General features: G+C 70.5%; 7 protein-coding genes. 2 read left to right on the top strand and 5 right to left on the bottom strand.

All coding sequences use genetic code 11. From position 1 onward, the window contains the following. Positions 1-479: 479 nt before the first annotated feature. Positions 480-3128, bottom strand: coding sequence for an ATP-dependent chaperone ClpB (gene clpB / locus ACRWK7_RS26435; RefSeq protein WP_431859384.1), 2649 nt, complete (start codon positions 3126-3128; stop codon positions 480-482). Positions 3129-3339: 211 nt separating this feature from the next. Here clpB and ACRWK7_RS26430 point away from each other — a divergent pair, with 211 nt between their 5' ends. Further along, a complete protein-coding gene (locus ACRWK7_RS26430; RefSeq protein ID WP_431859382.1) occupies positions 3340-4326 on the top strand; it encodes a BON domain-containing protein in 987 nt (328 codons plus the stop codon). 60 nt (positions 4327-4386) lie between these two features. After that, positions 4387-4740, top strand: coding sequence for a hypothetical protein (locus tag ACRWK7_RS26425; RefSeq protein WP_431859380.1), 354 nt, complete (start codon positions 4387-4389; stop codon positions 4738-4740). A 122-nt stretch (positions 4741-4862) separates the two neighbouring features. Here ACRWK7_RS26425 and ACRWK7_RS26420 read toward each other — a convergent pair whose 3' ends face one another. The 4 genes from ACRWK7_RS26420 to ACRWK7_RS26405 all read right to left on the bottom strand — a co-directional run. Next, positions 4863-6548: a sensor histidine kinase gene (locus tag ACRWK7_RS26420; protein ID WP_431859378.1), complete on the bottom strand. Its 1686-nt coding sequence runs from the start codon at positions 6546-6548 to the stop codon at positions 4863-4865. Further along, positions 6538-6900 carry a response regulator gene (locus ACRWK7_RS26415; RefSeq protein ID WP_431859377.1) on the bottom strand — a complete coding sequence of 121 codons (363 nt, stop codon included), beginning with the start codon at positions 6898-6900 and terminating at the stop codon, positions 6538-6540. The genes ACRWK7_RS26420 and ACRWK7_RS26415 overlap by 11 nt, the downstream gene beginning before the upstream one ends. A gap of 34 nt (positions 6901-6934) precedes the next feature. Further along, a complete protein-coding gene (locus tag ACRWK7_RS26410) occupies positions 6935-9052 on the bottom strand; it encodes a response regulator (RefSeq protein WP_431859375.1) in 2118 nt (705 codons plus the stop codon). Continuing rightward, positions 9037-12280 (bottom strand): response regulator (locus tag ACRWK7_RS26405; RefSeq protein ID WP_431859373.1); only part of this gene is annotated, 3244 nt, incomplete at its 5' end. The genes ACRWK7_RS26410 and ACRWK7_RS26405, both read right to left, overlap by 16 nt.

The following is a 12280-nucleotide window of genomic DNA, read 5'->3' as shown; positions in this document are numbered from 1 at the left end:
GGGATCCAGGATGAGCCCCGACAGGGGCGACATGAGTCATGAGGCTCGCGGACGCGAGCACTGGATCCCCGCCTTCGCGGGGATGACGGCGAAAAGAAGATCCGAACGCTAAACTTAGCGCCTGTGGGGACAAGCCCGGGCATGACGGTAAAAGGGAGGAGCGCCATCCTAAACTTAGCGCCTGTGCGCTTTCGCGGGGATGACGGGTGAGAGAAGCGAAGGAATGCAGCCACGCCCCTTTCCCGGACAGCCGTGCGCAAAGGCGGGAATAACGATTTGGAAGAGATGACCGCCGCGCCGCCAGTGAATGGAACAGTGTGGAACACCGTGGAACAGTGTGCAGGGGCTGTTCAGTTCACCATCCCCCACCGGCCCCGCGCGTGCGCACACCTCGGCCGCTTGCGACTTCATTCCTAGCACGACATGCCGGCCAAGGCAAGAAAAAGCCCCTCTCCGAGGAGAGGGGCTCGTTGCGACCGTCAGTGCACCGAGGCGCTGCGTCCGCTGAGCGCGAAGCCCAGCGGCGGGCGTTCCGGCGCCTTGAAGCCGTGGCCGCGGTCGTCCTCCACCGGCAGGCCGTCCAGCGCCAGCTTGCCGTCCACCACGGACAGGGTGAGCGTCGTGCGCTCCTCCTCCTCGCGGTCGAGCAGCAGTTCGGCGATGGGGTCCTCGACGTAGGTCTGCACCGCCCGCTTCAGCGGACGCGCCCCGAACGCCGGATCCCAGCCAAGGTCGCCGAGGCGCCGCTTGGCCTCCCCGTCCGCCACCAGCGTCAGGCCCCGCTCGGCCAGCCGCTCGTTCACGCGGGCGAGCTGGATGTCGACGATGCTCGCCATCTGCTCGCGGTCCAGGCGGCGGAAGATCAGCACGTCGTCCAGCCGGTTCAGGAACTCCGGCCGGAAGGCGCGGCGCACCGCGTCCATCACCTCGACGCGGACGGAGTCCATGGACTCGCCCTCGCCCAGTCCGGTGAGCGCCTCGGCGCCGAGGTTCGACGTCATGATCAGGATCGCGTGGCGGAAGTCCGCCGTGCGCCCCTGCCCGTCCGTCAGCCGCCCGTCGTCGAGCGCCTGGAGCAGCACGTTCAGCACGTCCGGATGCGCCTTCTCGACCTCGTCGAGCAGAATCACCTGATACGGCCGGCGCCGGATCTTCTCGGCTAGCGTGCCGCCGTCGTCATAGCCGACGTAGCCCGGCGGCGAGCCGACCATGCGGCTGATCGTGTGCTTCTCCATGTACTCCGACATGTCGAGCCGGGTGATCGCCGTCTCGTCGTCGAACAGGAAGCCGGCCAGCGCCTTGGCCAGTTCGGTCTTGCCGACGCCGGTCGGGCCGAGGAACAGGAACGAGCCGGTCGGCCGGTTCGGGTCCTTCAGGCCGGCGCGGGCGCGCCGCACCGCCTTCGACACGGCGCGGACGGCCTCCGCCTGCCCGACGACGCGCTCGCCCAGCTTGTCCTCCATGCCCTTGAGGCGGGTGCGCTCGCCCTCCAGCATCTTGTCCACCGGGATGCCGGTCCAGCGCGTCACCACGTTGGCGATGTCGCGGGACGTCACCTCCTCGCGCTCGGTCGAGGCGCGGGCCTCGGCCTCGGCGAGGCGCCTCTCCAGGTCGGGGATGACGCCGTAGGCCAGCTCGCCGGCCTTCGCCCATTCGCCGTCGCGCTGCGCGCGCTCCAGCGTGGTGCGGGCCTGGTCCAGCTCCTCCTTGAGGCGCCGGCCCTCGGTGCGGCGGCTCTGCGAGGCGCGCCATTCCTCCTCCATGGAGGACTGGCGGGCCTCCGCCTCGGCCAGCTCGTGCTCAAGCTTCTCCAGGCGCTCGCGCGAGGCGGCGTCGGGCTCGGCCTTCAGGGCCTCGCGCTCGATCTTCAGCTGGGCGACGCGGCGGCCGACGGCGTCGAGCGCCTCCGGCTTGCTGTCGATGGCCATGCGCAGGCGGCTGGCGGCCTCGTCCACGAGGTCGATGGCCTTGTCGGGCAGCCGGCGGTCGGCGATGTAGCGCGCCGACAGGCTGACCGCCGCGACCACCGCCGCGTCGGCGATGCGCACGCCGTGATGCACCTCGTACTTGCCCTTGATGCCGCGCAGGATCGACACCGCGTCCTCGGCCGAGGGCTCGTCCACGTTCACCGGCTGGAAGCGCCGCGCCAGGGCGGCGTCCTTCTCGATGTAGCGGCGGTACTCGTCCGGCGTGGTGGCGCCGACGCAGCGCAGCTCGCCGCGCGCCAGCGCCGGCTTCAGCATGTTGGCGGCGTCCATGGCGCCGTCGCCGCGGCCGGCGCCGATCAGGGTGTGCAGCTCGTCGATGAACAGGATGATGCGCCCCTGGGCGGCCTGCACCTCGGTCAGCACGGCCTTCAGCCGCTCCTCGAACTCGCCGCGGAACTTGGCGCCGGCCAGCAGCGCGGTGAGGTCGAGCGCCAGCACCTGGCGGTCCTTCAGTCCCTCCGGCACGTCGCCCGACGCCAGGCGCTGGGCCAGACCCTCCACGACGGCGGTCTTGCCGACGCCGGGCTCGCCAATCAGCACGGGGTTGTTCTTGGTGCGGCGGGCGAGCACCTGGATGGTGCGGCGGATCTCGTCGTCGCGGCCGATGATGGGGTCGAGCTTGCCCTGCCGCGCCTCCTCGGTAAGGTCGCGGGCGTACTTCTTCAGGGCTTCCCAGCCCTGCTCGGCGTCCTCCGCCTCGGCCTTGCGGCCCTGGCGCAGGTGTTGCACCGCCTGGGTCAGGCCCTGCAGATCGACGCCGGCGCGCAGGAACTCGTTGCGCAGCGGGGTGGCGAGGCCCTCCAGCAGGCGCTCGGCGGAGACGAAGCGGTCGCCGGAGGCGCGGGCGGCCTGCACGGCGCCGTTCAGCACGCCGGCCAGCGCCGGGGACATGTAGATCGGATGCGGGCCGGGGCCCTCGTTGGTCGGTTGGCTCTCCAGCGTCTCCTCGGCGGCGGCAAGCAGCAGATCGGGGTCGCCGCCGGCATCGCGCAGGATGCGGCGCGTCTGCCCGTCGGCGTCGTCGAGCAGCGCCTTCACGAGGTGTTCGGGGAGCAGGTTCTGGTGGCGGCCGGCCAGGGCCGTCATCTGCGCAGCCTGGATCGCGCCGCGCGCACGTTCGGTGAATTGACCGAAGTCCATAAGGCACTCCGTTATGGTTCCGCCCTCTTCCGGAGGCGCGGCGAGGGCGCCGGTGGAACGGCCCGCACCATGCGCAGCCGCCCGTCGTCCCCAGGCCTATCAGGTGGGAAAACCCACACCCCCGTTCAAGGCCGGGGAGGAACCTCCGAGGTGCCCCGCCCGTTTGCAGGGCAAGGGCCCGAGGGTCCGCACTCCAAGGAGGGAAGACACCATGAGGGATTACGAGGACCGCTGGGGACGTGGCCGCCGGGATTGGGACGACACCCGCGACTACGCGCGGCGCGACTACGAGTACCGCGGCGGCGGCAGCTACCGCGGCGATATGGACCGCGACCGCAGCTACGGCCGGGGCATCGAGCGCGCGATGGACCGCGGCGCCGACTACGCCCGCGGCATGATGGACGACATGCGCCGCTACGCCCGCGGCGACTACGGCCGCGAGGACTATGGCCGCGACGACAACCGGACGCGCGACTACGGAAGCCGGGACTACGGCTACCGCGACTACGGCAGCGACATGGGCCGGGATACGGGCCGGGAAATGGGCAGCGGCTACGGCGAGGACCGCAGCTACGGCTACGAGCGCGACCGCTCCATGGGCGGGCGCGATTATTACGGCAGCGGCTCCTACGGGCGGTCGCGCGGCGAGGAGCGGGGCTATGGCGGCCGTGGCCGCAACGAGGACCGCGGCTTCCTGGAACGGGCCGGCGACGAGGTCGCCTCCTGGTTCGGCGACGAGGACGCCGAGCGGCGGCGCCGCATGGACGAGGCGCGCGACCACCGCGGCCGCGGCCCGCGCGGCTACACCCGGTCCGACGACCGCATCCGCGATGACGTCAGCGACCGGCTGACCGACGACCCGTACGTCGATGCGTCCGACATCGACATCAGCGTCAGCAACGGCGAGGTCACGCTGACCGGCCACGTCGACCACCGGAGCGCCAAGCGCCGCGCCGAGGACCTCGCCGAGGCGGTCTCCGGCGTGACCCACGTGCAGAACAACCTGCGCGTCCGCCAGAGCACGGGCATGGGGAGCGGCATGAGCACCGGAACCAGCGCCGGCGCCAGCGCCATGGCCGGCATGGGCGGCACCAGCACCACCACCACCGGTGTCGGCACGGGCACCGGCACGACCACCGGAACCGGGACCACGGGCACCACCACGGGCACCGGGGCCGGCACCCGGACGCGCACCTGACGCACACGGCGCCCGGCGGACGGTCCGCCGGGCGCCGCCTTCAGGACGGAGAGGACAACGATGCGCACGTTTCTGATCGGCACGGCGGCGGCCCTGGCCCTCGCCATGGGCGGCGCGGCCGCCGCGGATCCCGGTACGCCCGGCGCCACCAACTGGGACGGCCGCGGCACGGCGCCGGGCGCCGGCTCGACGCAGACCTACACCTACGGCTCCGGCGGCACGACGACGACCACCACCACGACCACGACGCTGTACCCGCCGTCGGTGCCGCTGACCGGCTACACGCCGTACGGGCCGAGCGACCACAGCCTGCCGGACCAGGGCACCTCCGGTTCGTCGCCGCACGCCAGCCAGATCCCGACCGGCACGCACTGCCCGCCGGGCACGCCGGACTGCGGCGGGGCGTACCGGTAGGAGGCTGATTGCCCCCCTCCCCATCCCTCCCCCGCTTCGCGGTGGAGGGGGTCTGCCGACGATGCGGTGGAGTTCCCCTCCACCTCGAAGAGGGGGAGGGTTAGGGAGGGGGCATCAGGCGCCTACAGTGCCCCCACCACGTCGGCCGGCAGTTCCGCGTCCGCGGCGGCGCCGTTGCCGAGCGGGAAGACCAGCGTGAAGCAGGTGGAGCCGGCCGCGGTCAGCGACGCCTCGCCGCCCAGCTTGGCGGCCAGCGACTGCACGATCTGCAGGCCGAGGCTGCTCGCCTTGCGCCAGTCGAAGCCGGGCGGCAGGCCGATGCCGTTGTCCCGCATGGTCAGGCGCGCCCGCGCCCCCTGCCGCTCCAGCGCGATGCGCAGCTCGCCGGGGTGGCCGGGCGGGAACGCGTGCTTCAGCGCGTTTGAGAAGATCTCGTTGACAATCAGCGCCAGCAGGATGCCCTGCGTCATGTCGAGGGTGAGGTCGTCGCACTCGATGGCGATCGCCACCCGGTCGCCGGCGCCGTAGGATTCCTTGAGCTGGTCGGTGAGGTCGCGCAGGTACTCGCGGAACTCCAGGCCGGCGCGGTCGCCGGCGCCGCTCAGCATCTCGTGCACCAGGCTCATGGCGTGGACGCGGTTGACCGAGTCCTGCAGGGCCTTGCGCACGCCGTCGTCGCTCATCTGGATCGACTGCAGGCGCAGCATGCTGGAGATGACCTGGAGGTTGTTCTTCACGCGGTGGTGCACCTCCTGCACCAGCACCTCCAGCTGCCGGTTGGCGCTGCGCAGGTCGGAGGTGCGGGCCTCCACCGTGCTCTCCAGCAGGCGCTTGGCCTCCTCGTCGCGGCGCGCCTGCCGGAACACGAAGATCGTAAGCGCGCCCAGCGCCGCCAGCGCCACCGCCGCCATGGCGCCGGGCACCCGCGATTCCTCGAACCAGACGCGCAGCAGCGCCGGCCGGTCGATGGCCACGCTGACGTACAGCGGCACGTTCTCGATCTTGGCGTAGCCGAGGATCAGCTCCTCCCCGTCGGCCTTGCCCGACACGGTGGCCAGCTCGGTCGATGGCGAGCTGCCGATCGCCTTGCGGATCAGCGCCTCGCCTTGCAGGCGGCCCGGGTTGTCGGGCGCGACGTTGCCGGGCTGGCGCACCAGCGGCTGGAAGTCGGAGCGGAACAGCGAGATCGTCGGGTCGAAGGGCAGGTTGATGGAGCGGTAGAACTCGGCCAGGTAGTTGGTCGCGATGATCGCCGCGGCGACCCCGCGGAACTCCCCGTCGTCGCCGTAGATGCCGCGGCTCAGCACGAAGCCGGGGTTGCCGGTGGTGCGGCTGATCAGCAGGCGGCTGACGTACAGGCCGCGGCGCCCATCGCGGTGGCTGGTGAAGTACTCGCGGTCCGAAACGTCGACGTCCGGCGCCGGGAAGCTGTTGCTGACCAGCCGGATGCGCCCCTCGGCATCGGTCAGGAACAGCGCGTCGGTGTAGGGGAAGCGGTCGCTCAGCCGCTCCAGCGCCTGGGCGGCGCGGCGCGAGCCGGACACCTTCTCCCACGGCTCGCCCTCCAGCGCGGCGACCGCCTCGCTGGTGGCGAGGTCGGCCGCCTCGAACAGGCGGGAGCCGTGGTCGGCGAAGAAGAAGGCGGTGTCGTGCGCCTGCTGTTCCGCACGCGTGACGAGACGGTCGTAGCTCGCCACCGCGAACAGCCCGAACACGCCGGCCACCACGCCCAGGCAGGCCAGCGCCGCGTAGCCGGCCAGCCGGTCGCGGCCGAGCCGGCGGGTGCGCATCGCGCCTTTACCGGCCATGGCCCATCACCGTCTGGATCGCCTGACGCAGCACCGAGGGCAGGTACGGCTTGCCGATCGCCATGGCGTCGGGCAGGCCGCGGTCGCGCAGCTCGCGCCAGTTGCCGGTGACGAACAGAACCGGGGTCGGCGTGCGCGCCTGGATCGCCTTCACCGCGTCGATGCCGTCCATCGGACCGGGCAGGCGGATGTCGGCGAGGATCAGGTCGGGGCGCTCGCGCCCGGCGGCCTCCAGGGCCTCCTCGGCGGTGCCGGCGACGGCGGCCACCTCGCACCCCAGCTCCCCCAGGATCGCCTTGAGGTCGAGGACGATGAGAGGCTCGTCCTCGATGATCAGCACCCGAATGGGCATGGTCTCGTCCTTTGTCATGGGTCGGCGGCCCGCGTTACGGTGCCGTCACCTCCCTGGTTGCCGGCTGGTCGAGCTGTACGCGCAGCGCGCGGGCCAGTTCGTGCCGGTAGTAGGGCTTCTGCAGCAGCGGCGCCTCGACGCGCACCTGCTTGGAGCGGGCGAGCGCGAACTCCGGGTAGGCGGAGGTGTAGAGCACCCGCAGGCCGGTCCGCTCCGCCACCGCGGTCGCCGCGAGGTCGAAGCCGTTCATGCCGCCGGGCATGGCGATGTCGGTGAACAGGATGTCGGGCCTCAATCCCTCGCCCAGCCGATCCAGCGCCGCCGCGGCGTGCGGCGCCTCGATGACGGTGTAGCCGAGGTCGCGCAGCTCCTCCGCCGCCATCTGGCGCACGCCGTGGTCGTCCTCGACCAGCAGCACCGTCTCGCCGGGACGGGCGGGCGGGCAGTCGGCCTCCTCGGCCAGGGTCAGCACCGGCTTCGGCGCCGGCTCGGCCGAACGCGGCAGCAGGATGCGGATGCTCGTCCCCTTGCCGACCTCGCTGTCGATGCGGATGGCGCCGCCCGACTGCTTGACGAAGCCGTAGATCATGCTCAGGCCCAGGCCGGTGCCGCGGCCCAGCTCCTTGGTGGTGAAGAACGGCTCGAAGGCGCGGTCGCGCACCGCGGGCGGCATGCCGGTGCCGGTGTCCGCCACCGCGAGGTGGATGTAGTCGCCGGGCGCCGCCTCGGGGAAGACGCGGTCGCCGTCGCCGATGGTCAGGTTCTCCGTCACGATGCTGATGGTGCCGCCGTCCGGCATGGCGTCGCGGGCGTTGACCACGAGGTTGAGCAGCATGGACTCGACCTGCGCCCGGTCCACCACCAGCGCGCCGAGGTCGGCCGCCAGCTTCGTCTCGATGGCGATCTCGTCCTCCAGCGTGCGGCGGAACATCTGCATCATGTCCCGCACCATGCCGTTGACGTCGAGCGGGACCGCCTGCAACGGCTGGCGCCGCGCGAAGGCGAGCAGCTGGCGCGTCAGGTCGGAGCAGCGCAGCGCCCCCTGCATCGCCATGTCCACGCGCATCGCCAGCTTGGCGTCGCCGCCGTTCTGAAGGACCGTTTGCACGCGCTCCAGGTTGCCGATGATGACGGCCAGCATGTTGTTGAAGTCGTGCGCGATGCCGCCGGTCAGCTGGCCCAGCGCGTCGATCTTCTGCACCTGGGCCAGCTGCTCCTCGGCCTTGCGGCGGTCGGTGATGTCGAGCCACGTGCCGACCAGCTCGCGCGCCGACGTCGCCCCGTTGCCGCCGCCGCGCACCAGCACCCCCTGGTCGAGGATGTGGCGGTATTCGCCGTCGGCCGCCTTCCAGCGGTACTCGATGGTGAAGGCGCCGGACGCCAGCGCCGCCGCCTTCTCGGTCAGCGCACGGTTGAGGTCGTCGGGGTGGATGCGCGACTGCCAGAGGTCCGGCGCGTCGGCGAAGGCCTGCGCCGCGAAGCCGGACAGGCTGTGGATGGTGTCGCCGACGAACTGCGGGCCGGGCAGGCCGTCGCTCTCGGTGCTGGCCAGATCGACGCTGTAAAGCGCCACCGGCAGCGAGCGGACGATGGCCCCCCGCCGCTCCTCGACGCGCTGCAGCGCCTCCTCCGCCATGCGGCGTTCGGCGTTGGCGCGGATGTTGTCGTCCAGCAGCTTCTGCTTGATGGCGACCTGCCGCTGCAGCTCCCGCGACTTGTTGAACAGGTCGACGAACACCGCGACCTTGGAGCGCAGCACCACCGGATCGGCCGGCTTCAGGACGTAGTCGACGGCGCCGGCGGAATAGCCGCGGAAGAAGTGCACGTCGTCCTTGTCGACGCCCGACAGGAAGATGATCGGCACGTTGCGGTTGCGTTCGCGCTGGCGGACCATGGACGCCACCTCGTAGCCGTTCAGGCCCGGCAGGTGGACGTCCAGCAGGATCAGCGCGAAGTCGCGCTTGAGCAGGTGGCGCAACGCCTCCTCGCCCGACCCGGCCTTGACCGCGTCGATGTCGAGGGTGGACAGCGCCTGCTCCAGCGCGAACAGGTTGTGCGGGTCGTCGTCGACGAGCAGGACGCTCGCCCGCGTGTCATACCCGAAGCCCAACGCCCCGGTATCCCCGTTGCCGGCGATCATCGATGCAGCCACGCCCGCAGCGTGGCGAGCAGGCGGTCGACCTCGACCGGCTTGGCGATGTAGTCGCTGGCCCCGGCCTCCAGGCACTTCTCGCGGTCGCCCTGCATGGCCTTCGCGGTCACGGCGATCACGGGGAGGTGCTGGAAGTCCTCGATGGTGCGGATCTCCCGCATCACCTCGTAGCCGTCCATCTCCGGCATCATGACGTCGACCAGGGCGACATCGACGCCCGGGTTGGACTTCAGCAGGTTGATGCCGTCGCGGCCGTTCTCGGCGAAGAGGACGTTCATCCGGTGCTGCTCCAGGACGCTGGTCATGGAGAAGATGTTGCGGATGTCGTCATCGACAATGAGGATCGTGCGGCCGGTCAGGGCGCTCTGCTCCTGCCGCAGCGCCTCGACCTTGTGCCGGTCCTCCGGCGTCAGGTTCGACAGCGGCCGGTGCAGCAGCTTGGCGGTTTCGTCCAGCAGCTGGTCCGGCGTCCCGGCGTGGCGCAGCAGGACGGTCTGGCCCAGCACGTCCAGCTTCTCCGCCTCGGCGTCGGTCAATGGCTTCTTCAGGTAGACCACCACCGGCAGCGCCGGGTTGTTGTCGCGGATCCGCTCGATCAGCGGGATCATCGCCGAGCGCGGCAGGCCGGAGCTGAGGACCACGCAGTCGAACGGTTCCTTCTCCAGCAGGCGTTGCGCCTCCTTGGCCGTGGCGGCCTCGGTGATCTGCACGTCCTCGCCGGCGATCTGCGCCGACAGCTCGGCGCGCAGGTCGGCGTCGCTGACCACCAGCAGCACCCGCATCAGGTCGCGCGCCACCACGCCGCGCAGCGCGGTGAAGGCGGCGCCGAGCTTCTGCAGATCGACCGGCGTGGTGGTGACGCCGAAGGCGCCGACGTCGCGGCAACGCTGCCGACTCTCCTCGGGCGCGATGACGTGCGCCGGGATGTGCCGCAGTTCCAGGTCGTGCTTGATGAGTTCGAGCAGCGCCAGCCCGTCGATGTCGGGCAGGTGCAGGTCGATGGTGACGGCGCTGGGCTTCACCTTGCGGATCAGCGGGATGGCGGCGTTGCCGGTCTGCGACAGGACCACCTTGAAGTCCTTCTCGCGCGCCAGCTCCATGATCGAGCGGGCGGCGGCCGGGTCCGGCTCCACCAGCACCATCACCATGTCGCCGCCGGTCAGCGCCTCACGGTCGTCGTGGTGGTCGGTCTGCGCCAGCATGAAGCGCTCGGCAGCCGCCGCGGTGGCGGTGCTGACCGGGGCGTGCGCCGCGGCGGGCTTCTCGGCCGCCGCCTCCAGCCGCATCGGCAGGTACAAGGTGAAGGTGCTGCCTTCGCCCGGCGCGCTGGCGACGCGGATCTCGCCGCCCAGACGCTGGGCGATCTCGCGGCTGATCGACAGGCCGAGGCCGGTGCCGCCGTACTTGCGGCTGGTGGTGCCGTCGGCCTGCTGGAACGCCTCGAAGATGATGCGCTGCTTGTCCTCGGCGATGCCGATGCCGGTGTCGGTGACCGAGAAGGCGAGCACCTGCTCCGCCCCGGTGAGCGCGCCGTTCTGCGGGTCCCAGCCCTCCGGCACCGGCGCGATGCTCAGCGTCACGCCGCCGGCGTCGGTGAACTTGAAGGCGTTCGCCAACAGGTTGTTGATGACCTGCTGCAGGCGCTTCTCGTCGGTGCGGATGATCTTCGGCACCGCCTCGTCCATGGCGATGCTGAAGGACAGCTTCTTGTTCTGCGCCACCTGGCGGAACGAGCGCTCCAGGTGCTCCACCATGTCGGGGAGCTGGACGTCGCCCACCTCGATGGACACCGTGCCGGACTCGATCTTCGACAGGTCGAGGATGTCGTTGATCAGCGCCAGCAGGTCGGAGCCGGCGGCGTGGATGGTGCGCGAGAACTCGATCTGCTTGTCGTTCAGGTTGCCCTGCGGGTTGTCGGCCAGCAGCTTCGACAGGATCAGCAGGGAGTTGAGCGGCGTGCGCAGCTCGTGGCTCATGTTGGCCAGGAACTCGCTCTTGTACTTGGAGGTGAGGGCCAGCTGCTCGGCCTTCTCCTCCAGCGCCCGCTTGGCCATCTCGACCTCGCGGTTCTTCGCCTCCACCTGCATCTTCTGGCGGGACAGCAGCTCCGCCTTCTCCTCCAGCTCCTCGTTGGTGCGGCGCAGCTCGTCCTGCTGGGACTTGAGCATCTCCTCCGACTGGCGGAGCGACGTGGCTTGCTGCTCCAGCCGGTCGTTGGTCTTCTTCAGCTCCTCCTGCTGGCTCTGCAGCTCGGAGGTCAGCAGCTGCGACTGCTTCAGCAGGCCCTCGGTGCGCATGGTCGCGGCGATCGTGTTCAGCACGATGCCGATCGACTCCATGAGCTGGTCGAGGAAGCTGCGGTGCGTCTCGCTGAACAGGCTGAAGGAGGCCAGTTCGAGCACCGCCTTCACCTCGCCCTCGAAGAGGACGGGCAGCACGATGATGCTCATCGGCGGGGATTCGCCGAGGCCTGAGTTGATCTGGATGTAGTCGCTGGGCACGTTGGTCAGCAGGATCGGCTGCTTCTCGAACGCGCACTGGCCGACCAGCCCCTCGCGCAGCTTGAAGCTGTTGGAGAGGTGCTTGCGGGTCTTGTAGGCGTAGGAGGCGACGAGGTCGAAGGTGACCTCCTCGTCCTCGGTGCTGGCGATGTAGAAGACGCCGTGCTGCGCCATCACCAGCGGCGCCAGCTCGGACAGGATCAGGTTGGAGACGGTGACCAGATCGCGCTCGCCCTGCAGCATGCGGGTGAACTTGGCGAGGTTGGTCTTCAGCCAGTCCTGCTCCGCGTTCTTCAAGGTGGTGTCCTTGAGGTTGCGGATCATCTCGTTGATGTTGTCCTTCAGCGCCGCGACCTCGCCCGAGGCCTCGACGGTGATGGACCGGGTCAGGTCGCCCTTCGTCACGGCGGTGGCGACCTCGGCGATGGCGCGCACCTGGGTGGTCAGGTTGGCGGCCATGGCATTGACGTTGTCCGTCAGGTCGCGCCACACGCCCGTGGCGCCCGGCACCTTGGCCTGACCGCCCAGCTTGCCCTCGATGCCGACCTCGCGGGCGACGTTGGTGACCTGATCGGCGAAGATGGCGAGCGTCTCGATCATGCCGTTGATGGTGTCGGCCAGCGCGGCGATCTCGCCCTTGGCGTCCACCGTCAGCTTGCGCTTCAGGTTGCCCTGGGCGACGGCGGTGACGACCTCGGCGATGCCGCGCACCTGATTGGTCAGGTTG

The organism is Azospirillum sp. (genome assembly GCF_050789165.1).
Note: the sequence above shows the minus strand (reverse complement) of the source record. Positions and strands in the feature narration are given on the sequence as shown.

What these genes read in the sequence shown, in the direction of transcription:
- ACRWK7_RS26415 (WP_431859377.1), bottom strand. Translation starts at nt 6,900, where the DNA reads ATGCCCATTCGGGTGCTGATCATCGAGGACGAGCCTCTCATCGTCCTC.
- ACRWK7_RS26420 (WP_431859378.1), bottom strand. Translation starts at nt 6,548, where the DNA reads ATGGCCGGTAAAGGCGCGATGCGCACCCGCCGGCTCGGCCGCGACCGG.
- clpB (WP_431859384.1), bottom strand. Translation starts at nt 3,128, where the DNA reads ATGGACTTCGGTCAATTCACCGAACGTGCGCGCGGCGCGATCCAGGCT.
- ACRWK7_RS26425 (WP_431859380.1), top strand. Translation starts at nt 4,387, where the DNA reads ATGCGCACGTTTCTGATCGGCACGGCGGCGGCCCTGGCCCTCGCCATG.
- ACRWK7_RS26430 (WP_431859382.1), top strand. Translation starts at nt 3,340, where the DNA reads ATGAGGGATTACGAGGACCGCTGGGGACGTGGCCGCCGGGATTGGGAC.